Here is a 26,031-nt window from a genome sequence, read left to right on the forward strand (position 1 = left end):
GGCCGATGGTGCCGGGACCGGTCAGCGGGCATCGGCGCCGACCTCGTGCAGGAACTCACGCACCACCCGCCGCCACTCGTCGGCCTCCTCGATCTGCGGTGAATGACCGGACTTCTCGAACACCACGAGCCGGGAGTCCGGAATCAGCGACACTATCGTCTCACTGCACGCGACCGGGGTGATCCAGTCGTCCCGCCCCACCGTGACCAGGGTCGGGCAGCTGATGCTCGGCAACTGCGCCTTGATGTCGTAGTGCGGCTGGTTGTGCGCGAAGGCGTAGTTGTGCGTGGCGTACCGGTAGGGCGTCGCCGCCACCTTCGCCTCGACCGCGGCCGGGTCGTACACGTGGTCGTACAGCGGGAGGATCTCGCGCCAGCAGTCGCGCAGGTCGTCGTCGTCGCGCACCTGGCCGGTGTTGATCCGGTCCAGCTTCGCCATGTCGATGGTCACCCGGGTGGACGCGGCGGCGTTGCGCCGTGCCGCGTCGTCGTTGGAGTGGTCGGGCGAGGTGTCGCGCAGCACCAGCGCGGACACCCGGTCGGGATGCCGGATCGCGTACTCCATCGAGATGAACCCGCCGTAGGAGCCGCCGGCCATCACGAACCGGTCCACGCCGGCCCACTGCCGCAGCCCCTCGACGTCGGCCGCCCACTGCTCGTGCGTGTACGGCTCGTTGCCGCCGGACTCGCCGGATCCGCGGGCGTCGAACACGATCACCCGGAACGTGTCGGCGAACGGCCCGAACGTGGCCCGCGGTTCGGCCCGCGACCCCAGCCCCGGCGCGCCGTGGTGGGCGATCAGTACCGGGGCGTTGTCGGCGCCGAACACCTCGACGGCGAGCTCGTTGTCGTTGATCGTCAACCGCATGGGTGCTGCCTTTCCGTTGCGCTACAGGGAGATGACGAGGTCGTCGAGGTCGCGCGGGTAACTCGTCAGCCGGCGCGCGCCGGTCTCGGTGACGAGCATCGAGTCGGAGATCCGGTACCCGGCGTGGCCCGGCACGTAGAGGCCCGGCTCGTTGGACACGATCATGTTCGCGGCCAGCACCGTGTCGTCGCCGTCGGCGAGCCACGGTGGTTCGTGCATGCCCAGGCCGATCCCGTGTCCCTGCCGGTGCCGCAGGTACCCACCGAGGCCGGCGTCCACGATCACCTGCAGGCACCGCCGGTTGACCTCGCTGCACACCGCGCCGGCCCGGATCGCGTCGGCGCCGACCTGCTGCGCCTCGCGTACCGCGTCGTGGTAGCGGCGCTGGTCGGCCGTCGGCGCACCGAGCACGAACGTGCGCTCGCCCTCCACGTACCGGCCGCCGACGGCGCAGCCGAGCGACAGCATGAACGTGTCGCCGTCGCGCAGCCGGTACCCGGACGGCAGGCCGTGCGGGTGGGCGGAGTTGGCGCCGGCGTACACCAGGCCGCCGGCGAGCATCCCGACCACCACCACGTCGGTGTGCTCGGCGTACATGATGCCGGTGCCGACCGCGCCGACGTGCGCGGCGAGTTCGGCTTCGCTGGGCAGTGTCCCGCCGGCGGCGACGGCCTGCTCGATCAGCTCGCGGCCGGCGGCGAGCATCCGGTCGGTGATCCGGGCCGCCTCGGCGTGCAGCGCGATCTCGGCCGGGTACTTGACCTGCCGCATCGTCTCGACCAGCGGCGTCACCGACAGTCTCGCCGCGGGCAACGCGGCGGCCAGCGCGTCCCGGCGGGCCAGCGTCATGCTGCCCGGCACGCCGACGCGGTCGCGCCGGTCGGTGCCCGGCAGGTACGACAGCGGCGGTCGCAGCCCCGGGTACTCGGGGAACGCGACGAGCTCCGCCACCGCCCGCTGGGCCTGCGCGTGCTCGCGTTCCAGCTCCGGCAGCACCAGTACGGTGCGGTCGGCGTCCAGCAGCACCGCGACCGGCCGCTCGCCCGGGTGGTGGAAGAACCCGGTCAGGTAGGCGACGTCGTCCGGGTTTTCGGTGCACAGCGCGTCGAGGCCGGCGCCGGCCAGCCGGTCGCGTACCGCGGACTGCACGGTGCGGTAGTGCTCGGCCGGCAGCCGTTGGCTCAGCGAAGCCATCCCAGATTCCTCCACAGTGGACATTCAGCGGCCCTGGTTGCGCGGGTTGCGGGCGTCGTTGTAGGCGATCGACATCAGCGTCGCGGACACCACCAGGGCGAGGATCGCGAGCGACGGGAACAGCGTGGTCCACCAGGCGCTGGACATCGCGCCGGACTGCTGCGCCTCGTACAGGATCCGGCCCCAGGACCAGGACTGCGCGTCGGACAGCCCGAGGAACGCCAGCCCGGCGGCGGACAGCACCGCGCGCGAGGCCGTCAGCACCACCGACACCACGATCACCGGCGCGGTCGCCGGCAGCAGGTGCTTGCGGATGATCCAGCGGTGGCTGCCGCCGATCACCCGCGCCGCGTCCATGTACGGCAGGCCCACCACCGACAGCGCTGCCGAGCGCACCACCCGGGTCACCTCCGGCCAGCTGAACGCGGCGATCACCGCGACGGTCACCGGCAGGCTCGGCCCGGCCAGCGCCGCGATCAGGATCATCAGCGGCAGTACCGGCAGCGACAGCATCAGGTCGACCAGCGTGCCGACCGCGGTGTCCAGCCGCCGGAAGTACGCCCCGACCACGGCGACCAGCACGCCGAGCGCGATCGCCAGCGCCGACGAGCAGACCGCCACCAGCATGCTCGCCCGGGTACCCCAGACCACCTCGGCGAAGATGTCCCGGCCCAGGTTGTCGGTGCCGAACCAGTGCGCCGCGGACGGCGCCTGCAACACGTCCGGCCCGTACCCGGTGGGTTCGGCGGCGATCAGCGGGGCGCAGAGCCCGACCAGGATCAGTACCGCGACGACGACCACCGCGGGCAGCCCGAGCGGGTTGCGGCGAAACGCCCGCCAGGTGCGCCGGGCCGAACTCTCCGCGACCGCCACCGGCTCCAGCACCGCGGGGGCGTCGGTACGCGCCTGTGCAGTCATCGGGTCCTCACTCTCGGATCCAGCACCCCGTACAGCAGGTCGGTGAGCATGCTCGCCACCACCACGGTCGCGGCGAGCAGTACGAACGCGCCCTGCAGCACCGGGTAGTCGAGCTGGGTGACGGCCTCGTAGATGCCGCGGCCGATGCCCGGGTAGGCGAAGATCGTCTCGGTCAGCACCGCGCCGCCGACCAGGAACCCGAGCTGCAGCCCGACCAGCGTGGTCGTCGGCAGCAGCGCGTTGCGCAGCGCGTGCTTCCACACCACCGCGCGGTTCGGCAGCCCCTTGGCGCGGGCCAGCTCGCAGTAGTCCTCGCCGAGCGCGTCGATCAGGCTGGCCCGCAGCGTCAGCACGTACGAGCCGATCTGCAGCAGCATCAGCGACAGGCACGGCAGCACCAGATGCGCGAGCACGTTGCCGTACCAGCCGGCGCCGGCCGCGTCGGGCGAGTACGCGCCGCCGATCGGCAGCCAGCGCAGCCACAGCCCGAAGAAGAACAGCAGGAAGATGCCCACGCTGGGGACGAACAGCGACTGGCCGACGACCCCGCCCAGCTGCACCAGCCGGTCCACCACGGTGCCGCGGCGGGTCGCGGCGAGCACGCCCAGCGGTACCCCGATCGCGATCGTCACCAGCAGGGCCGAGCCGGTCAGCAGCAACGTCCACGGCAGCCGGGCGAGCAACACCGACGACACCGGTACCTGTTGGGTGAACGAGATGCCCAGGTTGCCGTGCAGCAGCTGCCACAGGTACTTGCCGTACTGCACGATCAGCGGCTGGTCCAGCCCGTACTGGTGCAGCAGGAGCGCCTGATCGTGCTTGGTCATGTTCGGGTTCGCCACCGCCAGCGCGGGGTTGCCGGGCAGCAGCCGCAGCAGCAGGAACGTCGCGGTGACGGCGAACCAGAGGGTGAGCAGGCCGCGCGCCACGCGGCGGCCGGCGAATCGCAGTGCGGTGGTCATGGCCACGTCCTCATCAACTGCGGGTCCGGACCCGGGCGAGCGACGCCGGGTCGACCACGGTGAGCAGCTCGCTGGGCTTCGCGACGAACCCGGTCCACTCGGTGCGGTGCGCGACGTAGAAGTTCTGCATGTAGACGACGTTGTCGTACACGTTGTCCCGGACCAGGTGCGCCGCCTTCGCGACCAGCTCGCGCTGTTCGTCGGGGGTGGCGACCTGCGCGTCGGTGATCAGCTTCGACAGCGCCGGGTCGTCGACCTTGCTGTAGTTGATCGCGCCGCCGGGCAGGTAGGTCAGCGCCATGTTGGTGACCGGGTCGTCCATGATGGCGAAGTTGCCGGCGTAGATGTCGTAGTCGCCGGCGTCGGTCTTGGCCAGGTAGGTGTTGCGGTCCATGCCCTGCAACGTGATGGTGATACCGGCCTTCGCCGCGTCGGAGGCGACCATGCTGGCCCACTGCGCGGTGACCGCGTCCTGCAACGAGTAGATCATCCGCAGCGACAGCGGGAACCTCCCGTGCGCGTCCGGACGGTACCCGGCCTGCCGCAGCAGCCGCCGCGCGTGCGCCGGGTCGTGCCGGTACTCGGCCATGCTCGGGTCCGCGTAGGCGGTCAGCACCGGGGCGATCGGGCTGGAGTGCGTCGACACCGCCTGGCCCTGCAGCACCACCCGGCGGATCGCCGCGTAGTCGACCGCGTGCGCGAGCGCCTGCCGTACCGCGAGCTTGTCCAGCGGCTTGTGCTTCATGTTGTACGCCAGGTGCGCGTAGCCCAGCCCCGGCACCTTGCGCACGGTGATGCCGGTGGTGTGCCGCAGCACGTCCACCTGCGCCGGCGGCAGCGTGTTCGCGATCAGGTCGACCTCGCCGCTGCGCAGCGCCAGGATCTCGGTGTTGATGTCCGGGTACACCCGGAACACCACCCGGGCCAGGCTCGGCTTCCCGCCCGGCGCCCACGGGTACGGCTCGGTGCGCTCCAGCGTGTACGCCTGGCCCTTCGCCGCCGACACCAGCGTGTACGGCCCGCAGCCGACCCAGTCGCCGGTGTTGGCGAACGTCGCCACGTTGGAGACCTTGCCGAACACGTGCGCCGGTACCACGTTCATCCAGAACCCGACCTCGCGCAGGACGGTCTGGTCCGGTTTGGACAGGTGCAGCAGGACCTCGGTGGCCGAGGCCGCGCTCGCCCTCGCCACGTTCGTCAGCTGGCCGAAGGTCGTGTTGCCGGCGGGCTTGTCCCGCTTGATCGCGTTGATGGTGAACGCCACGTCCGCGGCGGTCACCGGCTTCCCGTCGCTCCAGCGCACGTCGTCGCGGATCCGGTAGTACCCGGTCTTCGGGTCGTGGTAGCCGTACTTCACGGCGAGCCACGGCTGCTTGTTGCCGGCGTCGTCGATGGTCAGCAACCGCGGGTACATCAGGTCGGTGATCCAGTAGTCGGTGCGGCTGTTGCCGACCAGCGGGTTGAAGTTGACCACGTCGGTGGTGGTCGCGACGGTCAGGGTGGCGCCGGCCGCCCGCGAGCCCGGGCGCGGGCTCGGCGCGCAGCCGGCCAGCACACCACCGACCGCCGGCGCACCGACCGCGGTGGCGGCGAGCGCCGCGAACGACCGGCGGCGCATCAGACCCAGACCTCGTCGAGCACGCGCAGGATGTTGCCGCCGACGACCTTGCGGATCTCGTCGTCGGAGTAGTCGTGCGCGACCAGCCAGCCGATGATGTTGGTGAAGCACTCGGCCGGGTTCTCCAGCCCGTCGACGTACTCGACCCTGGGGTAGTCGACGTGCCCGTGCGCCTGCGCGATGGACAGGTTCTTCGCGAACGCGTCGTGCAGCCCCACGTGGTCGCCGAACAGCGTGTCCGGCCCGAACGCCACGTGGTCGATGCCGACCACGTCCACCAGGTGGGTGAAGTGGTCCATCACCGACTCCAGCGAGTGCTTCGGGTGCGCCTCGGACAGGCTGGTGTGCGGCGCGGCCTCCAGCCCGAGCACCCCGCCGCGCTCGGCGCAGGCGGCGATCAGCGCGTCCGGCTTCATCCGGTTGGTCGGCCACACCTCGCGCGAGCCGCAGTGCGTGATGAACACCGGCTTGGTCGAGGTCTGGATGACCTCCAGTGCGGTCCGGTCGCCGGAGTGCGAGATGTCGATCGCGAGGCCGAGCTTGTTCATCCGCTTCACCGCGCGCTCGCCGAAGAACGTCAGCCCGCCGTCGCCGCGCTCCTTGAGGCCGGACCCGAGCGTGTTGGCCTCCGAGTACGCGATGCCGATCTGGCGCACGCCGAAGCCGTACAGCACGTCGAGCCGGTCCACCTCGTTCTCGATCATGGTGGCGGCCTCCAGCCCGAACACGTGGGCCACCCGGCCGGTGGCGTGCGCGTTCCGGATGTCGGCGACGGTCTCCGCCTTCACCACGAAGTCCTGGTGCGCCAGGTCCGCCATCCGTACCCCGAGGTCGAACAGGACGTCCTGGTACTTCCAGCCGGCGTCGGAGGAGATGCAGCAGGTGCCGTCCATGCCGTTGTCGAACACGGCGGTCATGCCGGAGCGGGCGAGGCCCTCGTACCCGGTGGGTTCGCGGCCCTGGCGGATGTGCTCGCGCAGCTCGCCCATGTCCTCAGGGAAGACCTGGACGTGGTCGTGCAGCGAGATGACGATCTCGTCGCGCAGCAGTCGTTCGGCCCGCTTCGCCTGGTCGTCGGACAGCGACAGCCCGGCGTACTCGGGCACCCGGCCGATCTGCTTCGCGTACCGGAACGCACGGTAGTCGACGTCCGGCTCCAGGTAGTCCCAGGCGGTGTAGCCGGTGTAGCGGGCGGCCGGTTCGAGCATGGCGTTCCCTTCTTCGCGGTCGGTACGTGCCGGTACCGCCGTGCGTGCCGTCAGCGGTCCGGACGACTCAAGGGTTGCCAATCTGCGGCGCAGAAGTCAAGATGTCGGCAAGAATCAGGCAACAGATCATTGCTCGAAGTCATTGTCGGGCACATCGTGGCGGTGTCGGCAGTCCCGCCGACGGATCGAACGGAGGTGGCCGTGGCGGCCGCACCCACCCTGCGGGTCCAGGACCTGTCGGTCAGCTTCGGCGCCGACGGCGAGATCTCGGCCGTCCGCGGCGTCGATTTGGACGTGCACCGCGGGCAGCTCGTCGCGCTGCTCGGCGAGTCCGGCTCGGGCAAGTCGGTCACCGCCCGGGCGATCCTCGGCCTGTCCGACGCCCGGGTCAGCGCCGGCGAGCTGCGGCTCGGCGACCTCGACCTCACCGCGCTGACCGAGGCGCAGCGCCGCGACGTGCGCGGCAGCCGGATCAGCCTGGTGTTCCAGGACGCGCTGTCCGCGCTCAACCCGGTGCTGACCATCGGTGACCAGCTCGGCGAGCTGTTCCGCCGGCATCGCGGCCTGTCCCGCCGCGCCGCCCGGGGCAGGGCGGTCGAGCTGCTGCGTACGGTCGGGATCCCCGGGCCCGAGCAGCGCGTTCGTGCCTACCCGCACCAGTTCTCCGGCGGGATGCGGCAGCGGATCCTGATCGCGATGGCGATCGCGCTGGAACCCGACCTGCTGATCGCCGACGAACCGACCACCGCGCTGGACGTCACCGTGCAGGCGCAGATCCTCGACCTGCTCGACCGGCTGCGCTCCGAGCGCGACATGGCGGTACTGCTGATCACCCACGACCTCGCCGTGGTCAGCGAGGTCGCCGACCACATCGCGGTGATGTACGCCGGCCGGATCGTCGAGACCGGCCCGACCGAGGAACTGCTCAGCCACCCCGCGCACCCCTACACCGAGGCGCTGCTGCGCTCGGTACCGCGGCCGGACGCCGCCGGCGGCCGGCTCCACGCCATCCCGGGTACGCCACCGGGGCCGGCGCGGCGACCGCCCGGCTGCTCGTTCCATCCGCGCTGCTCCTGGGCCGTCGACGCCTGTACCACCCAACGACCCGAACTGTCCACTGTGGACGCCGGTCGGCGGGTCGCCTGCCACCGCGCGACGGAGGTGCTGCATGCCGCCGGATGACAGGATCCTCGTGGCCACCGAGCTGCGCCGTACCTTCTCCGCCGGGCTCGGCCGCGGCCGGGTCAGCGCGGTCGACGGCGTCAGCCTGTCCGTCGGCGCCGGCGAGTCGCTCGGCATCGTCGGCGAGTCCGGCTGCGGCAAGTCCACGCTGGCCCGGATGCTCGTCGGGCTGGAACGACCCGACGCCGGCAGCATCACCGTGGCCGGCCGGAACCTCGCCACCGCGCGCGGCCGGCAACGCCGGGAGCTGCGCCGGCGCATCCAGATGGTGTTCCAGGACCCGTACACGTCGCTGGACCCCCGGCTGACCGTCGGCGACATCGTGGCCGAACCGCTCGTCGTGCACCGCACCACCGGCCGGGCCGACCGTGCCGGCCGGGTCGCCGAACTGCTGGAGCTGGTCGGGCTGCCGGCCGACGTGGTGTCCCGCTACCCGCACCAGTTCTCCGGCGGCCAGCGGCAGCGCATCGGGATCGCCCGCGCGCTCGCCCTCGAACCCTCGGTACTGGTCTGCGACGAGCCGGTGTCCGCGCTGGACATGTCCGTCCAGGCGCAGGTCGTCAACCTGCTGCGGGACCTGCAGCAGCGCACCGGGGTCGCGCTGGTGTTCATCGCGCACGACCTGTCGGTGGTCCGGCACGTCTGCGACCGGGTCGCGGTGATGTACCTCGGGCGGCTCGCCGAGTCCGGCGACACCGACGCGGTGTACGACGCGCCGGCGCACCCATACACCCAGGCGTTGCTCGCGGCGGCGCCGGTCATCGGGCGGCGCCGTACCGCCCGGCCGCCGGCGGGCGAACCGCCGAGCCCGATCGCGCCCCCGCCCGGCTGCCGGTTCCACCCCCGTTGCCCGCTCGCCGCCGGCCCCTGCGACGCCGACCGGCCCGACCTGCGTACCGTCCCGGTCGAGCTGGCGCCCCCGTCCCCGAGCACCGGCTCGGACCGGCCCGCGGGCTTCGACCCTGGCGGCCCGGACCCTGCCGGCTCGGACGCCGCCGGCCCGGGCCTCGCACGCCACCGGGTCGCCTGCCACCACGCCGAGCAGGCACTCGCCACCCCCGCGGGCTGAACCGGCCGGGACCCCCGCCCGTCGCGCTGCTGGCAGGATGGCCGGGTGGCAGACGAGTTCTCGGCGGGACGGATCGTGTACCACCGCTCGTACTTCGGGGGTGAGCTGCAGCAGGTCGCACCGGCGCAGGTGGTACGGCACGACGACGCCGGCGTGCTGCTCTGGCTCGCGTACCGGTCGCCGAGCTGGCTCGCGGTGCTGCCGGACCGCGGGCACCCGCGCGACGTGCCGCCGGACGAGTGGCCCGCCGGCGGCTGGCCGCTGGTCCCGGTGCCGCTGCCCCTGCCGCAGTCGACGCTGATCCTGGTGCCGCCGGATGCCGGCTACGCAGTCTGGTGGCGGTGGCGCGCCGGCGGCCCGATCCGCCCCGACCGCTTCGCCGGCTGGTACGTCAACCTGGAACGACACGCGCTGTGGGACGACGGTGAGCACGCCGGCGTCGACTCGCTGGACCAGGAACTCGACGGGCTGGTCGACCCCGATCGCCGCTGGCACTGGAAGGACGAGGACTCCTTCGCCGCCAAGACCGGCCAGCCGCGGTACTGGTCGGCCGCCGAGGCGACGGCGATCCGGGCGGCCGGGGAGTCGGCCCGCGCGCTCGTCGAGGCCGGCGCGTGCCCGTTCGACGGCAGCTGGCGGGACTTCGTCCCGGACCCGTCGTGGCCGCGACCGGCCCGCCCGGTACCGGAGGGCTGGCGGCGCCCTCCGACCCTCACCGGTCGGTGACCCGGCCGTTCCGGTGCGCCGGGCCGTCCGGGGGTACCGGCGGGCGGGGCCGTCCCGGTGCGGCGGGTGGGTCGGCGCTCGCCCCCGGTGCGGCGGGTGGGTCGGCGCTCGCCGCTCGGGGTCGGATGTGAGCGACGCCATCCCGCGGTGGTCGTGGCCCGGCCGGGCGGGCAGGCTGCCGGCATGACGAAGATGCGGAATCCCGGCGACGTGCTGGTCGAGCGGATCTACTTCGGCGGCGCGCTGTGCCAGGTGATCCCGGCCCGGGTGCTCCGGCACGACGCCGACGAACTGGTCGTCTGGGTGGCCGGCGGCACCCCGGTGCTGCGCCGGCGCGGCCGGTCCGGGCAGGCGCTGCGCGACGTGCCGCGGGCCGACTGGCCGAGCGAACTGACGCCGGCGGAGTGGACCGGTTCGGGGGTCGTCCGCCGCTACCTGCCGGGCGTCGACCATTCGGTGTGGTGGTTCTTCGCCGACGCCGGGCCGAGCGGGCCGGACAGCTTCGAGGGCTGGTACGTCAACCTGGAGCGGCATCGTCTGTGGGCCGACGGCGCCGGTATCGACGTGGTCGACCAGGAGCTCGACGGCTGGGTGACGCCGGACCACGCCTGGCAGTGGAAGGACGAGGAGTCGTTCGCCGCCAAGATCGGCGACCCCGGCTTCTTCGACGCGGCCGAGGCGGCGCTGGTGCGGGCCGAGGGGGAGCGGGTCCGGCCGGTCGCCGAGCGGGCCGGCGTCCCGTTCGACGGTACCTGGTGCGACTTTCGTCCGGATCCGTCCTGGTCGCTGCCCGCGCGGCCGGACCCCGCCACGACCCGACGGCCGCCGGCCCTGCGCGTCGGTGCCGTACCGGCACCCGCGGACGGCGCCGCGGGGCGCCCGGGGGAGCGGCCGGACGGGGTGCCGGTGCCCGATTGAGGGCGTGTCGTCGAGGCCGGGACGGGTCTGGCAGAATGGACCGCTGAACCGGCGCGCGTCCGGCGCCCTCTACCCGGTGCGTCGCCAGTCAACATGCCAGCACGGATCCGTCGTCGTCGACCATGCCCCACGTGGTCGCCGCCTCGTGACCCGCGCGGCTTTCCGACACAGGAGCGAACACAACCGTGGCAGTACGCATCCGGCTCAAGCGGCTGGGGAAGATCCGCAACCCGCAGTACCGCATCGTGGTGGCCGACGCCCGCACCAAGCGCGACGGCCGCGTCATCGAGGAGGTCGGCAAGTACCACCCGAAGGAGGACCCCTCGTACATCGAGGTCAACTCCGACCGGGTGCAGTACTGGCTGTCCGTCGGTGCGCAGCCGAGCGAGCCCGTGCAGGCGATCCTGTCCCGCACCGGTGACTGGCAGAAGTTCAAGGGCCAGCCGGCCCCGGAGCCGCTGAAGGTGCCGGCCCCGAAGCAGGACCGGCAGGCTCGGTACGAGGCGGAGGCCAAGGCGGCCGCCGGCGTCGACACGCCGGGCAAGCCGGAGGCCAAGACCGAGAAGAAGAAGCCGGCCAAGAAGGCCGAGGAGCCGGCCAAGAAGGCCGACGAGAAGGCCGACAGCGCGCCGGCGGCGACCGACGGGAAGGCGGCCGGTGCCGATGCCGGCGCGGAATCCTGAGGTGCTCCGCCCGGCCCTCGACCATCTGGTTCGCGGGATCGTGGAACACCCCGACGACGTGCGGGTCCGCATGGTCAACTCGCGCCGCGGCAAGCGGCTCGAGGTCCGGGTCCACCCGGACGACCTGGGCACCGTGATCGGCCGGGGTGGCCGTACCGCCAAGGCACTGCGCCAGGTGGTCGGGTCGGTGGGCGGACGCGGTATTCGAGTCGAGATCATCGACAGTTACTGACGTGCAGCTGACCGTCGGACGCATCGTCCGTCCGCACGGCGTCCGGGGCGAGGTCCTGGTCGACGTGCGGACCGACGACCCGGAGATCCGTTTCGCCACCGGCGCGGTGCTGTCCACCGCGCCGGTCGGCGTCGGGCCGCTGACCGTGGAGTACGCCCGGGGCCGCACGGTGGCCGCCGGCCGGGTCCGGTTGATCGTGGCGTTCGCCGAGATCGCCGACCGCAACCAGGCCGAGGACATGCGCGGCACCGAGCTGTCCGTCGATGCCGCTGAGCTGGTCGCCCCGGAGGACCCGGACGAGTTCCACGACCAGCAGTTGGTCGGGCTGACCGCCGTCGACACCGACGGGGAGACGCTCGGCGAGGTGGTCCGCGTCGACCACCTGCCCGCCTCCGACCTGCTCGCGGTGCGCCGGCCGGACGGGCACGAGGCGCTGGTGCCGTTCGTGGCCGCGCTGGTGCCCGAGGTGCGGCTGGCCGAGCGCCAGGTGGTGCTGACACCGCCGGAAGGCCTGCTCGACCTGTGACGACCACCCGGTCGGATGAGGCTGAATCGTGCGTATCGACGTCCTGACGATCTTCCCGGACTACCTCGCGCCGCTGTCCCTGTCGCTGATCGGCCGGGCCCGCGAGCGCGGGCTGCTCGACGTGTCGGTGCACGACCTGCGGCGGTGGACTGCCGACGTGCACCGCACCGTCGACGACACCCCGTACGGCGGCGGGCCGGGCATGGTGATGCGGCCCGAGCCGTGGGGCCTCGCCTTCGACGAGCTGGTACCGGTCGGCACGACGCCACCGCGGCTGGTGGTGCCGAGCCCGGCCGGGGTACCGCTGACCCAGGCGCTCGCCGCCGACCTCGCCGCCGAGCCGTGGCTGCTGTTCGGCTGCGGCCGGTACGAGGGGATCGACCAGCGGGTGCTGGACGAGGCCGCCGACCGGATGCCGGTGACGGAGGTCTCGCTCGGGGACGTGGTGCTGTTCGGCGGCGAGGTCGCGGTGCTCGCCGTGGTCGAGGCGGTCACCCGACTGCTGCCCGGCGTCCTCGGCAACGCCGAGTCGTTGACCGAGGAGTCGCACACCGGTGGCCTGCTGGAAGCACCGATGTACACCAAACCGCCGGTCTGGCGGGATCGGCCGGTACCGGACGTGCTGCGCTCCGGTGACCATGGCCGGATCGCCCGGTGGCGGCGTGATCAGGCCCTCGTCCGTACCGCGAGGCGCCGCCCCGATCTGCTCGCCGCATTGCCACCCGGTACGCTGGACGCGACGGACCAGCTTGCGCTCGCCGAGGGTGGATATCCACCCGAGTCGGAGAGTGTGGCAGAGTAGTGGGGTTGCCGCAGGCGCCAGATCGCCTCTTCGACTCTGGTACGGCCCGCAACCCAAAGAAGTTTCCACCCGGCGCTCACGCGCGCCCTTGAGTTTGAGGAAGCAGTCGCGATGAACACGCTGGACACTCTCGATGCCCAGTCTCAGCGGGTAGACGTTCCGGACTTCCGCCCCGGTGACACCGTCAAGGTCTCGGTCCGGGTCGTTGAGGGCACCCGGTCCCGCGTCCAGGTCTTCCAGGGCGTGGTGATCCGCCGGCAGGGCGCCGGCCTGCGTGAGACCTTCACCGTCCGCAAGGTCAGCTTCGGCGTCGGGGTCGAGCGCACGTTCCCGGTGAACACCCCGGTGATCGACAGGATCGAGCTGGTCAGCCGCGGCGCCGTGCGTCGCGCGAAGCTCTACTACCTGCGCAACCTGCGCGGCAAGGCCGCGAAGATCAAGGAGAAGCGCGAGCCCAGCGCCAGCTGACGTCGCGTTCGGACGCCGGGCAGCAGCCAGCAGGCCGCCGCCCGGCGTCGTCGTACCCGCCTCCTCGCCGTCTCGGCATCGAAGATGATCGTGGCGTCGTAGGCTGCGGCAGTGACCGAAACCCACGAGCAGCACCGGGCCGCGCACGCGCCCCGGCCGCGGCAACACGGCTCGCTCTGGCGCGAGCTGCCGGTGCTGATCGTGATCGCGGTGCTGGTCGCGGTCACGATCCGGGTGTTCGTCCTGCAGACGTTCTGGATCCCGTCCGGGTCGATGGAGCACACCCTCGACATCAACGACCGGGTGCTCGTCAACAAGATCAGCTACGACTTCCGCTCGCCGCACCGCGGTGAGGTGATCGTCTTCCGCTCGCCGGTGTCGTGGCGCACCGACCCGGCCGAGAAGGACTTCATCAAGCGGGTCATCGCGCTCGGCGGAGACCACATCACCTGCTGCGACCGGGCCGGTCGGATCAGCGTCAACGGGCACGCCCTGGACGAGACCCCGTACCTGTACCGGGGCGCGAACGGTGCGCAGGAACCGCCGTCCGACGGCAGGTTCGACGTCCGGGTACCGACCGGCCGGATCTGGGTGATGGGCGACCACCGGCTGGAGTCCGGTGACTCGCGGGAGCACTACCTGCGGACCCGCGACCCGGTCGAGGCCACCATCCCGGCCAGCTCGGTGATCGGCGACGCGTTCGCGATCTACTGGCCGCCCAGCCGGATGCGCTTCCTCGGCGTACCGCGCACCTTCGACAAGGTGCCCGATCCGTGACGGACCCTCCGTGGCCATCCGCCGGGCCGCGCCGCGCCGTAGGACGAGGCACCCGTGGCCGCTGCCGCCCGGCCGGCGCCGCGCCGTAGGCTGGGAGGCCGGTACGAGCCGACGGCCACGAGTGGCGTAGCGTGGCGCGCTCGTCCGCCCTGCTCCACGGAGGTTGCCGGCAGATGCTCGCGCCACAGCGCACCGTGATCCGTCGCGGATCCGGCATGTACGGGCTGGAACAGGCGCTGCGCCGCCGTGGTTTCGCCCGCATCGCCGGCGCCGACGAGGCGGGCCGGGGCGCCTGCGCCGGTCCCCTGGTGGTCGCCGCGGCGGTGCTGCCGGCCGGCAAGCGCGGCGAGATCCCGGGGCTCGCCGACTCCAAGCTGCTCACCGCCGCCGCCCGGGAACGCGTCTACGACGAGGTCGTGGCGCGGGCCGACGCGTACGAGATCGTGGTGATCGGCCCGACCGAGGTGGACACCCGGGGCCTGCACGTGTGCAACGTGGCCGGGATGCGGCGCGCGTTCGCCCGGCTGGCGCCGGCGCCGGACTACGTGCTCACCGACGGGTTCCCGGTCGACGGGGTCGGGGTGCCCGGCCTCGCGGTCTGGAAGGGCGACCGGGTCGCGGCCTGCGTCGCGGCGGCCAGCGTGCTGGCCAAGGTGACCAGGGACCGGATGATGACCGAGCTGGCGCAGCGGTGGCCGCAGTACGGCTTCGCCGAGCACAAGGGCTACGTCACGCCGGTGCACTCGGCGGCCCTCGAACAGCACGGCCCCTGCCCCGAGCACCGCTTCTCGTACGTGAACGTCGCGGCCGTGGCGGATCGGGCCGACCCGGCGGTCCGGCGGCTGCGACCCGCCCTACCGGCGTCGACGCTTTTGCTGGCAGATGCCGGCGAGGCATGATCTGCTCGGGGCGTCGGCGCGTCCCCGCGGCGACCGGCTCGCCGGCGTAGGCGACAATATCGGCATGGAGGACGCGACGAGATGAGCGCCGAGGATCTCGAGAAGTACGAGACGGAGATGGAGCTGCAGCTCTATCGCGAGTACCGCGACATCGTCCGCCAGTTCTCCTATGTCGTGGAGACCGAGCGCCGGTTCTACCTGGCCAATGCGGTCGATCTGGCGGTGCGCAACACCGACGGCGAGGTCTACTTCGAGGTGGAGATGACCGACGCCTGGGTGTGGGACATGTACCGGCCGGCCCGGTTCGTCAAGCACGTGCGGGTGATGACGTTCAAGGACGTCAACATCGAAGAGCTCGATAAGCCGGACATTTCGCTGCCGGACGACGCGAGCTTCGGCACCTGATCGGCGCCCTCGCCCGCACCGGCTGAGCCGCCCCGAAGCGGACCCGCCTCGCGCCGGGTCCGCTTCGGCCGTTCGGACCGGGCCCGGTCGCCAGGGATGATCCGGCTGCCGTCGGGTACCCCGAGGGCATGGACGAACCACGCGAGACGCCGTACGACAGCGACCCGCCGGGCGAGGTGGACATGCCTCCCGACACCGGACCGAACCCGCCGGCGATGCCCGGCACCTCGGAGGGACAGCGGCCGGTCCAGGGCATCTACCGCCCCGACATCGGTCCCGGCGGCGACGACATCGACACCGGCGAACGGCCGCTGCCCGGCCGTGGCCGCATCTCCCGCGGCGGCGACGCCAGCGGGGCGCCCGGCCCCGGACGGCCGGCGCCGCCGCACGAACGTACCGACCCGGACTCCGACGCCTGAGCACCCGTACGCCTGCCCGTGCGTTCGTGTGTGCGGGTGGATAGCACGGTTCCCGGCCGACGTCACCTCTGTCCACAGGGGTGCCCGGTGTCCACAGATCTGCCCTGAGTACCCGATCGGGCGTCCCGTTCGCGGCACGGTTGCCGTGATCCGGGAGGTGCTCGATGAACACAGCAGGCTCGGGGCGGCTCGGCGACCCGCCCAGTCCGTACCAGCGGCGCACGGCGCTCGGCCGGTTCGGCGAACGGCTGGCCGCCGCTCACCTCGGCGCGCACGGCCTGACCGTGCTGGCGCGCAACTGGCGCTGTGCCCGCGGTGAGCTCGACCTCGTCGCCCTCGACCCGCGCACCGCGACGCTGGTGTTCTGCGAGGTGAAGACGCGCCGATCGGAGCAGTTCGGGCCGCCGGCGGCGGCGGTGGGCGCGGTGAAGGCACGTCGCATCCGTCACCTCGCGCTCGACTGGCTGGAGAGCACCGGCACCCGCCGCGGCCCGCTGCGCTTCGACGTGATCAGCGTGCTCGCCCCGCCCGGCGGTGCCGTCCGGCTCGAACACCTGACCTCGGCGTTCTGAGGCGCCGGCGATGGGATACGCGCGAGTGCTGTCGGTCGGCCTGCTCGGGTTGGCCGGCCGGCTGATCGAGATCGAGGCCGACCTGTCCGCCGGGCTGCCCGGCATGACCGTCTCCGGCCTGCCGGACGCCGCGGTGAACGAGTCGCGGGAACGCATCCGCGCGGCGGTCATCAACTCCGGGCTCCCGTGGCCCAACCGGCGCATCACCGTGAACCTGCTGCCCGCGTCGGTGCCCAAGCACGGCTCGCTGTTCGATCTGGGTGTCGCCGCAGCGGTGCTGTGCGCTGCCGGGGCGGTCCCGGTCGACCGCATCCACGACGTCGCCCTGATCGGCGAGCTCGGCCTGGACGGCCGGGTGCGACCGGTGCGCGGTGTGCTGCCGGCGGTGCTCGCCGCGGGACGGTCCGGGGTGCACCGGGTGCTGGTGCCGGCCGGCAACGGCCGGGAGGCGGCGCTCGTGCCGGACACCGTCGTGCAGACCGTCGAGACGCTCTCGATGCTGCTCGCCCACCTGCGTGGGGAGGCGGAACTGCCCGGCCCGGCGGCGGACGACGACGCCGTCCCGAGCAGCCCGACCGCCGACCTGGCCGACGTCGTCGGCCAGGAACGGGGCCGCCGCGCGATCGAGATCGCCGCGGCCGGCGGGCACAACGTCGCGCTGTTCGGGCCGCCCGGTGCGGGCAAGACGATGCTCGCCGAACGGCTGCCGGGTGTGCTCCCGCCGCTGTCCGACGAGCAGGCGCTGGAGGTCACCGCGGTGCACTCGGTGGTCGGCGCGCTGGCCGGGGCCGCCGGGCTGCTGCGCCAACCGCCGTACCAGGCTCCGCACCACACCTCGACGCCGGCCGCCATCGTCGGCGGTGGCAGCGGGCTGCCCCGACCAGGCGCGATCTCCCTCGCGCATCACGGCGTGCTGTTCCTCGACGAGGCACCGGAGTACCGGCCGGGGGTGCTCAACGCCCTGCGGGAGCCGCTGGAGAACGGCGAGATCCGGCTCGCCCGCGCCGCCGGCAGCACCTGCTTCCCGGCGCGGTTCCAGCTCGTACTGGCCGCGAACCCCTGTCCCTGCGGCGAACGTGGCGGCGACTGCCTGTGCAGCCCGTTGGTGCGCCGCCGCTACCTGGGCCGGCTGTCCGGGCCCCTGCTGGACCGCGTCGACCTGCAGCTCGATCTGCTCCCGGTCCGCTCCGCGCACCTGCTGATCGAGGGTCAGGTGCCGGAAGACTCGGCCACCGTCGCGGCACGCGTCCGGCAGGCGCGAGACAGCGCCGCGGCCCGCTGGTCCGGCGCGGCCGGGCCGCTCAACGCCACCATTCCCGGCCGCACGCTGCGTTCCGGCCGGTGGCGGCTGCCGCGCACGGTGAGCACGCTCGCCGAACGGTTGGTGGACAGCGGCGCCCTGTCGGCCCGCGGGTACGACCGCGTCCTGCGCATCGCGTGGACGGTGGCCGACCTGGCTGGCCGGTCCCGCCCTGATGCCGGCGACGTGGCCGAGGCGATCGAGCTGCGCACCAGGACGACGCCATGAGACGGCACGCGATCACCCGAGGCCGGCGGTGCCGGTCCGCCCTGACCAGACCCAGCTGGCTACCCGAGGTGGTGGACATGACCGAACGATCCGACCGGCCCGCCGACCAGACCCCCGACCGGGCCTTCGACCGGGCTCCCGAGCGGGCCTCCGACCGGGGCTCCGACCAGCCACCCGGCCGGGTTCCCGGCCCTGGCCCCCGTGGCCCCGATCAGCTTGGCCCTGACCCGCTTCTTACCGGGATCGGTCCGGCAGGAGCTGGTCCGGTCGTGTGCGACGGCGCCAGCGCCGACAGTGCTCGCGGCGACGGCGCCAGCGCCGACAGTGCTCGCGGCGGCGGCGCTGGGCATGGCGCTGCCGGGCGGGGCGGTGCTCCGGACGTCGCGCCGGGGCTGGCCGCCGGCCGCTTTCGCGGGGTGGACCGCTCCGTTCAGCTGCACCTGCCGGCGACCGGCACGCGGACGCCGTGGCTCGACCCGGTAGGCGCCAGATTGGCCCGCGCCGCGGAGACCATCGGCTGGCAACAGCATCGCCTGGCCCGGGTCGCCCTGTGCTGGTTGGTCGAGCCGGGGCATCGGCCTCTCGGCGCTCTGGTCCGCGAGCTCGGGCCGGTCGAGGTACTGCGCCGGCTCTACACCGGCGCCGTGCCGGGCCGGGTCAGTGCGGCCGCGGCCGCGCGTCTTGCCGCCGGTGACCCGGTGCAGCGCGCGCTGCAGCTGGCCCGCGAGGGCGAACGACTCGGCTGCCGGGTGGTCGTTCCGGAGGACGACGAGTGGCCGGTGCAGGTCGAGGATCTGGTCCGGATCGGCCGCGACGCCGATCCGCGGGCCGACCCGCACACCGATCCGCCGATCCTGTTCTGGGCGCGTGGCGGGCGGCGCATCGACGAGGCCGCACACCGTGCGGTCGCGGTGGTCGGTGCCCGTGCGGCCACCGACTACGGCACGCACGTCACCGCGGAGCTCGCGTTCGGGCTCGCCGACCGCGGCTGGACGGTGGTCTCCGGCGGGGCGTACGGCGTGGACGCGGCTGCTCACCGTGGCGCGCTCGCCGCGAGCGGGCTCACCGTCGCCGTCCAGGCATGCGGGCTCGACATCAGCTACCCGATGGCCAACGCCGGCCTGCTGGAACGCATCGGTCAGGACGGCCTGCTGCTCAGTGAGTGGCCGCCGGGTGCCGGCGCCCAGCGTCACAGGTTCCTCATCCGCAACCGGGTGATCGCCGCCCTCTGCCGCGGGACGGTCGTGGTCGAGGCCTCCGCCCGCAGCGGCACCCGGAACACCGCGCGCCGCGCCCGCGAACTGGGGCGCATCGTGCTGGCCGTGCCCGGTCCGATCACCTCCGGGATGAGCGTCGGTACCAACCTGATGATCCGGCAGGACGAGGCGAGGCTCGTGTCGACGGCCGCGGAGGTGATCGAGGAGGTCGGCCGCATCGGCGACGACCTCGCGCCGATCCCGCAGGGTGCGCGTACCGCCCGTGACGACCTCGACGCCGTCTCCACCACCGTGCTGGACGCGGTTCCGCTGCGCCGCGCCGCCACCGTGGAGGAGATCGCGGTCGCCGCCGGCGTCTCGGCGCAGCAGGTCCGGCGGACGGTGCCGCTGCTGTCGATGCTCGGTTTCGTCGAGGAGACCGACGGCGGCTACCGCCTGCGGCCGGAGGAGAAGCCGAGCGGATCGCCCGGCGAGCGGCCGAGCATCCGGGGCTGACCAACCCGGCCGCGTGCGGCAGGCCCGATCGGGCCGGGTGCGGCGCACGGCCGCGGCGCGTCGGCTTGACCGTCGCTCCCGCCGCACCCACCGTACGAGGCATGGCCGGCAACGGGAGTTCCACCGAGGCGCGTTACGACGCGCTCCCGGAGGGCCTCCGCGACGCGGTCGACGGGTTCGCCCGACACCTGTCGAATGAGCGGGCGCGCTCGACGCACACGATCCGGGCGTACCTGGCCGATGTCGTCCAACTGCTCGACCATGCCGGGCGGATGCACGCCGACACCCTCGACGCCGCACTGGCCCTGCCGGTACTGCGCAGCTGGCTTGCCCGCCAGCGTGGTAGTGGCGCGGCCCGCAGCACCCTGGCCCGCCGCGCCGCCGCCGCCCGGACGTTCTCCGGGTGGGCGCAGCGGACCGGCCTGGTCCGGGTCGATCAGGCGCGCCAGCTCGGAGTGCCGCGGGCCGAGCGGACGCTGCCCACGGTGCTCGCCGCCGATCAGGCCGCCGCCCTCGTCGAGGCGCCCGGCGCCGGCCGGCCGGCCAGCGGCACCGATGTGTCGAGTGTCACCGGTGCCTCGGACGGCGATGCGGCACCGCCGGCCGCCGGTACGCAACCGCCTGATCCGGCGGCTCTGCGCGACGCGGCGGTGCTGGAGCTGCTGTACGCGACGGCCGTACGGGTCGCCGAGCTGTGCGGCCTCGACCTCGGCGACGTGGACGAGGAGCGCCGGTTGATCCGCGTCACCGGCAAGGGCGACAAGCAGCGTTCCGTGCCGTACGGGGTGCCCGCCGAGCAGGCGATCCGGGCGTATCTGCGGCATGGCCGGCCGCGGCTGGTCGTACCGCGCAGCGGCGCGGCCCTGCTGCTCGGGGTGCGCGGTGGCCGCCTCGACCCCCGTACGGTGCGCCGCATCGTCGCCGCCCGCGCAGCCGAGGCAGGGGTGCCGGCGGTGGCGCCGCACGCGCTGCGGCACTCCGCCGCCACCCACCTGCTCGACGGGGGAGCGGATCTTCGCTCGGTGCAGGAGCTGCTGGGTCATGCATCATTGGCGACGACACAGCTCTACACCCATGTCTCGGTCGAACGGCTCCGCCGCGCGTACCGACAGGCACACCCCCGCGCGTGAAAGGCCGACTGCCGTGGCCATGCCCACCGACAAGCCACCCGAGCCCCTGCCGGGCGCTCGACTGCTGTTCACCCTGGACCCCGGGTACGTCCATCTGAACCACGGTTCGTTCGGCGCGGCGCCGATCCCGACCCAGCGGGCGGCGGCCCGGCTGCGGGAGGAACAGGAAGCGGACCCGATGCGGTTCCTGAAACCGCCCGGGATCGTGCAACGGCTCCAACACACCCGCCGGCATCTCGCCCGGTTCGTCGGCGCCGATCCGGACGGCACCGCGCTGGTGCCGAACGTGACGGCGGCCTGTGCCGTCGTGCTCGGTTCGGTACCGCTGCGCCGGGGCGACGAGATCCTGCTCACCGACCATGCGTACGGGGCGGTCGGGATCGAGGCCGCCCGGCGGTGCGCCGAGACCGGCGCCGCCGTCGTGCAGGCCAGGGTCGGGCTCGAGGACGACGACGATGCGGTGGTCGCGGCGATCCTCGCGGCGACCACCGACCGGACCCGGGTCGCCGTCATCGACCAGATCAGCTCCGCCACCGCGAAGCTGTTCCCGGTGCGCAGGATCGCCGCGGAACTGCACCGTCGCGGCGTGTTCGTGGCTATCGACGCGGCACACGTACCCGGAATGATCGACGTCGACGTGTCGACCCTGGGCGTCGACGCCTGGTTCGGCAACCTGCACAAGTGGGCGTACGCATCGCGCGGGACCGGCCTGTTGTACGTCGCCCCGGCGCACCGCGACAGCATCCGGCCGCTCGCCGCCTCGTGGGAGTACGACAACGGCTTCCCGGCCAACGTCGAGTTCCAGGGCACCCAGGACCTCGCCGGATGGCTCGCCGCGCCGGCCGGCCTGCACACGATGACCGCGCTGGGCCTGGACGTCGTGCGAGACCACAACGCCCGGCTCGCCCGGTACGGGCAGCGCCTGCTCACCGAGGCCCTGGGAACGCCGGCGGTCCGCACCGCGCCGGAACTGGCCATGCGGGTCGTGCGGCTGCCACCCGGTGTCGCCACCACACCCGGGGCCGCGAGCGCGCTGCGCGACGGGATCGCCGAACGGTTGCGTACCCACGTGGCGGTCAGCGCGTGGCGTCGCATCGGTCTGCTGCGGATCTGCGCCCAGGTCTACAACACCGCCGACAACTTCGAGGGGCTGGCACGGACCCTGCCCGCCCTGCTCCGAGCCCGGTAACGGCCACCGGCCGCCCGTCAGCCGACGCCGTCAGCCAACCCGCCAACCGCCCGTCAGCCGGCGCTGCCAGCCAACCCGCCAACCGCCGGCCGTTCGGCGTCATCGCCGTCGACTTCCGACAGCATCGGTGATCGATCGCCGATCGCCCGCGACGCCCGGCCCCCGACCCCGATCGCGGCCCCGACGGCACCGACACGGCTCGCGACGGCACTGGCTGTCGATCGCCGTGCGCTGGCCTTCGGGGACGCTCGGCTACTGACTACCGACCGTCGGTGCCGCGCTCGCCGGTCGCCGCTGTCGGTGATCCACTGCCGGCCGCAGGCCGCCGACCGGTACGGCCAGTCGGGCCGGTCGAACCGGGATGGCGCCGAGTTGCCGGCGTGGCTGGGGGCGCCGGTGCGGTTCAGGTCGAGGGGTCGGTGGCCAGCGGCAGGAGCCGGACCCGGCCGAAGCCGAGCAGGACCAGCGGGTCCAGGTACTGCTTGCCGCGGCGCAGCCCCCAGTGCAGGCACGCGGCCCGGCTGCACCCCGGATGGCCGGCGTCGAGGGTGCCGATGCGTTCGCCGGCGGTGACGTGGTCGCCGACGTGTACCAGCGGCCGCACCGGCTGGTAGGTGGTCCGGAGCCCGCCCGCGTGGTCGATGCTGATCACGCCGACACCAGCGACGTGGCCGGCGAACGCGACGACACCCGGGCCGGCGGCGAGCACCGGCACCCCCGCGGTGCCGGCCAGGTCGACACCCCGGTGGCCGGGCAGCCAGCGCTTCGGGGGCGGGTCGAACGCGCGCACCACCGCCGGGGTGCCGGGCAGCGGCCACTGGTATCCGGCGCGGGGCGCCGGCGCCGGGCCGGTGGGGCCGCCCCGGGCCGGTTGCTGGGCTGCCAGCACGCCGCAAACCGTCAGCGCTGCCACCGCCACCACCGCGGCGATCCATCGGCCCCGGCTCGACCGACCCGATCGGCCAGCACGCCGGCGCAGCAGGTCGATGACGAAGCCCGCGGCTGGACGAACCGGCCCACCCGGCCCGCCCGCGACCGGTGCGGGTCGGGCGCCCACGTCCTGGTACCCGTCGTCGCCGGTCCGTCCGGATCGTGCCGGCACCCGAACCATCGTCGCGGGCGACTCGTCGACGCCAGCCGTCCCCGTACCGCCGGTCGTCTCTGCAGCGCCGGCGTCCCGCCGGTCACGGGCTGCCCGGAGTTCACCGACCGCTGGCAAGGCGCCCGTTGTCCGTGGATCACCGGCCGCCGGCGGAGCGCCAGCCGCCGGCGGAGCATCAGGCACCGGCGGAGCGCCAGTTGTCGGTCCGGAGCCGGCCGTCGGCTCGGAGCCAGCAGGACGCAGGTCACCGGCCAGCCACAGGTCGCCTGTTGCCTCCGCGGTGCCCGTCGTCTGTGGGTCGTCGGTCGTTTCCGTTGCGCCGGCCACCCGCATACTGCCGGCCGCCGCTGTGGACACCGCGCGCCGACGACGACGCCGGGCGGCGAAGGGGACCACGACGCTGCCCGTCCCCGTCTCAGCGCCGCCCCGTACGCCGCCGGCGTCGTCGGGCCGCCGCGCCGGCGCCGGATCATGCGGTTGTCGGTACGTCCCGGACGGCACAAGGTGTAGCCAGCGCGCGGTGGTCGATCCGGTCTCGCCTGGGCCGTCCGCCGGCAAGGTACGGCGGCGACGCGGGAAGGCCGCCCGCAGCACGGTCAGGACCCTCCCGACGCGGGTCGCCCCGGCCACCCGGACCGGGATCGCTTCCGCCGGCTCGCCGGGTGGCGCCGGGACCAGTTGCAGCCGGGGTGGAGCGTCCGGGGCGGCGATCCAGTCGTCGCCCGCGGCCCAGCCCAGATCCGCCCAGTCCGGTGGCGTCCGGTCGGGCGGCTCGCTCGACCGGAGATCGCCGGTGCCGCCCGGGTCGGCCGGCGACCGCGTGGTCGGGCGCCCGGCCGGATCCTGGTCGTCGGCCGGCAGGCTGGGGTGTCGGGTTCGGTGCGTCGATCCGCTGATACGTCCCACCCGGGCAGCGTCGCCCCAAAACGGAACGGCTGCCACCACCACCTCGCAAACTGTGGATAACCAGGACGCCTGTGGACAGCGGACCGGAAAACGTGCGCCGGTGTGCTACGCCGTGATCGACGCACCGCCGGGCGAGCGAGTCCCGTTCGTCCGCATGCAAGCCGGAGCCAGCTCTGGTGCCGGGCCGGCCGGCGCCATCGTGTGCGGCGCGGGTCGCGAGGTCGGCCGCAACCACCGGACAGACCCTCACGACCCCGGACAGGCGGCGCGGGTCGCGAGGTCGGCCCGCAACCACCGGACAGACCCTCACGACCCGGACAGGGGGCCGGCGCACCGGCTTCCCGAATGCGTCCCGGAGGCCCTTCACGGCCAGCCACCTGGCTGCGCCAGCGTGCCGGCTGCGCCAGCGACCTGGCTGCGCCAGCGACCTGGCTGCGCCAGTGTGCCGGCTGCGCCAGCGTGCCAGCTGGGCCTGCGACCCAGCTGGGCCGGCGATCCGGCTGCGTCTGTGACCCGTCTGAGGCAGCGGCTCGGCTGGTGACCTGCGTCAGGCGGCCGGGCCAGCCACGCGGCTACGCCGGGCCTCGGTTCTCCCGCTCGTCGGGGGCGGAGAGGCTCACCCCGCGGCCGGTGGCCCGAGAAGGACCCGTGGGCACCTGCTCCACCGCCCTGCGGGCAGGCGGACGGGTCCGGCTGGCACGATCGGAGCGGCGCCGGTCGAACGAGCCGGCCGCGGTTCCGGAGGGCGCCTCAGCCGGCGAGGGTGCGCAACCGGTTCGCCGCCTCGGCGAGTACCTCGGGGCGCTTGGAGCAGGCGAACCGGACGACCTGGCGGCCGACCTCCTGGTTGTCGTAGAACACCTGGGTCGGTACGGCCACCACGCCGCACCGTTCCGGCAGCGCCCGGCAGAACTCGATCCCGTCCCGGCCGCCCAGCGGGCCGATGTCGGCGGTCAGGAAGTACGTTCCGGACGACGGGTGCACGCCGAAGCCCGCCTCGGCGAGGCCGGCGGCGAGCAGGTCCCGCCCGGCCTGCAGCCGGTCCCGCACCCCGATCAGGTACTCGGCCGGCAGGCGCAGCGCGACCGCGACCGCCGGCTGCAGCGGCCCCGCGTTGACGAACGTCAGGAACTGCTTGACCCGCAGTACCGCCGAGACCAGCCGGGCGGGTCCGCTGGCCCAGCCGACCTTCCAGCCGGTGCAGGAGAAGCTCTTGCCGGCCGACGAGATCCGGATGGTGCGCTCCCGCATGCCGGGCAGCCCGGCGAGCGGGATGTGCGGCGCGACCGAGTCGGTGAACACCAGGTGCTCGTACACCTCGTCGGTCACCGCGATCACGTCGTGTTCCTGGCAGAGCTGGGCGATCAGCGAAAGCTCGGCCGAGGTGAACACCTTGCCCGTCGGGTTGTGCGGCGAGTTGAGCAGCAGCAGCCGGGTGCGCGGGCCGAACGCGGCGCGCAGCTCGTCCGGGTCGAACGCGTAGCCGGCCGGTCCCGGCCGCAGCGTGACCGGCCGCCGGACCGCGTGCGCCAGCGCGATCGATGCCGCGTACGAGTCGTAGAAGGGTTCGAAGCAGACCACCTCGTCGCCGTTCTCGCACAGGCCGAGGATCGCCGCCGCGATCGCCTCGGTGGCGCCGGCGGTCACCACGATCTCGCCGTCCGGGTCGTACCCGAGCTGCCAGTCCCGCTGCTGCTGCTCGGCGACGGCGGCGCGCAACTCCGGCACCCCGGGCCCCGGCGGGTACTGGTTGTGCCCCCCGGTGATCGCCGCGGTCGCCGCCGCGAGCATCTCCGCCGGCCCGTCGGTGTCCGGGAACCCCTGCCCCAGGTTGATCGCGCCGGTGCGTACCGCGAGCGCCGACATCTCGGCGAAGACTGTCGTACCGAACTCGTGCATCCGCGCCACCAGCGGATCGGTGCCTGTGCTCGTCATGGCGCCACCCTAGAGCGTGGCCGACGGCTCCGCGGCTGCCGTGCGCAGCCGACGAGGCCGGCGATGGTCGTCCGGCGCCTGCCT

General features: G+C 73.4%; 26 protein-coding genes. 18 read left to right on the forward strand and 8 right to left on the reverse strand.

Annotation, left to right across the window (positions count from 1 at the left end; all coding sequences use genetic code 11):
- Window positions 1-21: 21 nt before the first annotated feature.
- Genes NUM_RS06785 through NUM_RS06810 form a run of 6 tightly spaced genes read right to left on the reverse strand, consistent with a single transcriptional unit; the run spans window position 22 to window position 6,767 of the window.
- Window positions 22-867, reverse strand: coding sequence for an alpha/beta fold hydrolase (locus NUM_RS06785; RefSeq protein WP_225918379.1), 846 nt, complete (start codon window positions 865-867; stop codon window positions 22-24).
- 21 nt (window positions 868-888) lie between these two features.
- Window positions 889-2,061, reverse strand: a complete 1,173-nt coding sequence (locus NUM_RS06790) for a M24 family metallopeptidase (protein WP_207123726.1) — start codon at window positions 2,059-2,061, stop codon at window positions 889-891.
- Between the two features lie 24 nt (window positions 2,062-2,085).
- The gene (locus NUM_RS06795) at window positions 2,086-2,979 is read right to left on the reverse strand and encodes an ABC transporter permease (protein WP_207123727.1); all 894 of its coding nucleotides are present in this window, start codon (window positions 2,977-2,979) and stop codon (window positions 2,086-2,088) included.
- Window positions 2,976-3,941: an ABC transporter permease gene (locus NUM_RS06800; RefSeq protein WP_207123728.1), complete on the reverse strand. Its 966-nt coding sequence runs from the start codon at window positions 3,939-3,941 to the stop codon at window positions 2,976-2,978. The genes NUM_RS06795 and NUM_RS06800 overlap by 4 nt, the downstream gene beginning before the upstream one ends.
- 13 nt (window positions 3,942-3,954) lie before the next feature.
- Complete coding sequence (locus NUM_RS06805) at window positions 3,955-5,559, reverse strand: ABC transporter substrate-binding protein (RefSeq protein WP_207123729.1); 1,605 nt, start codon at window positions 5,557-5,559, stop codon at window positions 3,955-3,957.
- Window positions 5,559-6,767, reverse strand: coding sequence for a dipeptidase (locus NUM_RS06810; protein ID WP_207123730.1), 1,209 nt, complete (start codon window positions 6,765-6,767; stop codon window positions 5,559-5,561). Before NUM_RS06810 ends, NUM_RS06805 begins: the two co-directional genes overlap by 1 nt.
- Window positions 6,768-6,968: 201 nt before the next feature.
- On the opposite strand from NUM_RS06810, the gene NUM_RS06815 reads away from it, so the two are divergent.
- The 18 genes from NUM_RS06815 (at window position 6,969) to NUM_RS06900 (ending at window position 22,004) form a co-directional block, all read left to right on the forward strand.
- The gene (locus tag NUM_RS06815) at window positions 6,969-7,949 is read left to right on the forward strand and encodes an ABC transporter ATP-binding protein (protein ID WP_308440550.1); all 981 of its coding nucleotides are present in this window, start codon (window positions 6,969-6,971) and stop codon (window positions 7,947-7,949) included.
- The gene (locus tag NUM_RS06820) at window positions 7,936-9,018 is read left to right on the forward strand and encodes an ABC transporter ATP-binding protein (protein ID WP_207123732.1); all 1,083 of its coding nucleotides are present in this window, start codon (window positions 7,936-7,938) and stop codon (window positions 9,016-9,018) included. The genes NUM_RS06815 and NUM_RS06820 overlap by 14 nt, the downstream gene beginning before the upstream one ends.
- A gap of 45 nt (window positions 9,019-9,063) precedes the next feature.
- A complete protein-coding gene (locus NUM_RS06825; protein ID WP_207123734.1) occupies window positions 9,064-9,744 on the forward strand; it encodes a ribonuclease FAU-1 family protein in 681 nt (226 codons plus the stop codon).
- Between the two features lie 183 nt (window positions 9,745-9,927).
- Window positions 9,928-10,662 (forward strand): ribonuclease FAU-1 family protein, encoded by a 735-nt coding sequence (locus NUM_RS06830; protein ID WP_225918380.1) that lies wholly within the window; start codon window positions 9,928-9,930, stop codon window positions 10,660-10,662.
- A 185-nt stretch (window positions 10,663-10,847) separates the two neighbouring features.
- Window positions 10,848-11,345: a 30S ribosomal protein S16 gene (gene rpsP, locus NUM_RS06835; RefSeq protein ID WP_203961469.1), complete on the forward strand. Its 498-nt coding sequence runs from the start codon at window positions 10,848-10,850 to the stop codon at window positions 11,343-11,345.
- Complete coding sequence (locus tag NUM_RS06840; RefSeq protein ID WP_030446474.1) at window positions 11,326-11,577, forward strand: RNA-binding protein; 252 nt, start codon at window positions 11,326-11,328, stop codon at window positions 11,575-11,577. Before rpsP ends, NUM_RS06840 begins: the two co-directional genes overlap by 20 nt.
- A 1-nt stretch (window position 11,578) precedes the next feature.
- Entirely contained in the window at window positions 11,579-12,103 is a 525-nt protein-coding gene (gene rimM, locus NUM_RS06845) for a ribosome maturation factor RimM (protein WP_207123736.1), read from the forward strand.
- 28 nt (window positions 12,104-12,131) lie between these two features.
- A complete protein-coding gene (trmD, locus tag NUM_RS06850) occupies window positions 12,132-12,905 on the forward strand; it encodes a tRNA (guanosine(37)-N1)-methyltransferase TrmD (RefSeq protein WP_207123738.1) in 774 nt (257 codons plus the stop codon).
- Between the two features lie 111 nt (window positions 12,906-13,016).
- Window positions 13,017-13,373 carry a 50S ribosomal protein L19 gene (rplS, locus tag NUM_RS06855; protein ID WP_207123740.1) on the forward strand — a complete coding sequence of 119 codons (357 nt, stop codon included), beginning with the start codon at window positions 13,017-13,019 and terminating at the stop codon, window positions 13,371-13,373.
- A 111-nt stretch (window positions 13,374-13,484) separates the two neighbouring features.
- The gene (lepB, locus tag NUM_RS06860; RefSeq protein WP_207123742.1) at window positions 13,485-14,150 is read left to right on the forward strand and encodes a signal peptidase I; all 666 of its coding nucleotides are present in this window, start codon (window positions 13,485-13,487) and stop codon (window positions 14,148-14,150) included.
- 173 nt (window positions 14,151-14,323) lie between these two features.
- The gene (locus NUM_RS06865; protein WP_207123744.1) at window positions 14,324-15,049 is read left to right on the forward strand and encodes a ribonuclease HII; all 726 of its coding nucleotides are present in this window, start codon (window positions 14,324-14,326) and stop codon (window positions 15,047-15,049) included.
- An 81-nt stretch (window positions 15,050-15,130) separates the two neighbouring features.
- A complete protein-coding gene (locus tag NUM_RS06870) occupies window positions 15,131-15,454 on the forward strand; it encodes a DUF2469 domain-containing protein (protein WP_030446468.1) in 324 nt (107 codons plus the stop codon).
- Between the two features lie 128 nt (window positions 15,455-15,582).
- Window positions 15,583-15,873 carry a hypothetical protein gene (locus NUM_RS06875; protein ID WP_207123746.1) on the forward strand — a complete coding sequence of 97 codons (291 nt, stop codon included), beginning with the start codon at window positions 15,583-15,585 and terminating at the stop codon, window positions 15,871-15,873.
- Between the two features lie 164 nt (window positions 15,874-16,037).
- Window positions 16,038-16,445 carry a YraN family protein gene (locus tag NUM_RS06880; protein ID WP_207123748.1) on the forward strand — a complete coding sequence of 136 codons (408 nt, stop codon included), beginning with the start codon at window positions 16,038-16,040 and terminating at the stop codon, window positions 16,443-16,445.
- A 10-nt stretch (window positions 16,446-16,455) separates the two neighbouring features.
- The gene (locus NUM_RS06885; protein ID WP_207123749.1) at window positions 16,456-17,973 is read left to right on the forward strand and encodes a YifB family Mg chelatase-like AAA ATPase; all 1,518 of its coding nucleotides are present in this window, start codon (window positions 16,456-16,458) and stop codon (window positions 17,971-17,973) included.
- Window positions 17,974-18,389: 416 nt separating this feature from the next.
- On the forward strand, window positions 18,390-19,685 hold the full coding sequence (gene dprA / locus NUM_RS06890; protein ID WP_225918381.1) for a DNA-processing protein DprA: 1,296 nt from the start codon (window positions 18,390-18,392) through the stop codon (window positions 19,683-19,685).
- 101 nt (window positions 19,686-19,786) lie between these two features.
- Window positions 19,787-20,815: a tyrosine recombinase XerC gene (locus NUM_RS06895; RefSeq protein ID WP_207123753.1), complete on the forward strand. Its 1,029-nt coding sequence runs from the start codon at window positions 19,787-19,789 to the stop codon at window positions 20,813-20,815.
- 19 nt (window positions 20,816-20,834) lie between these two features.
- Window positions 20,835-22,004, forward strand: coding sequence for an aminotransferase class V-fold PLP-dependent enzyme (locus NUM_RS06900; protein ID WP_207123755.1), 1,170 nt, complete (start codon window positions 20,835-20,837; stop codon window positions 22,002-22,004).
- A gap of 403 nt (window positions 22,005-22,407) precedes the next feature.
- On the opposite strand, the gene NUM_RS06905 is transcribed toward NUM_RS06900, so the two are convergent.
- Together NUM_RS06905 and NUM_RS06910 are read right to left on the reverse strand one after the other, a co-directional pair.
- Complete coding sequence (locus NUM_RS06905) at window positions 22,408-22,992, reverse strand: murein hydrolase activator EnvC family protein (RefSeq protein WP_370466937.1); 585 nt, start codon at window positions 22,990-22,992, stop codon at window positions 22,408-22,410.
- A gap of 1,770 nt (window positions 22,993-24,762) precedes the next feature.
- The gene (locus NUM_RS06910) at window positions 24,763-25,947 is read right to left on the reverse strand and encodes a pyridoxal phosphate-dependent aminotransferase (RefSeq protein WP_207123759.1); all 1,185 of its coding nucleotides are present in this window, start codon (window positions 25,945-25,947) and stop codon (window positions 24,763-24,765) included.
- Window positions 25,948-26,031: the final 84 nt, after the last annotated feature.

Origin of the sequence: Actinocatenispora comari (genome assembly GCF_017312725.1) — a bacterium.
In the GTDB taxonomy this organism is placed as follows: domain Bacteria; phylum Actinomycetota; class Actinomycetes; order Mycobacteriales; family Micromonosporaceae; genus Actinocatenispora; species Actinocatenispora comari.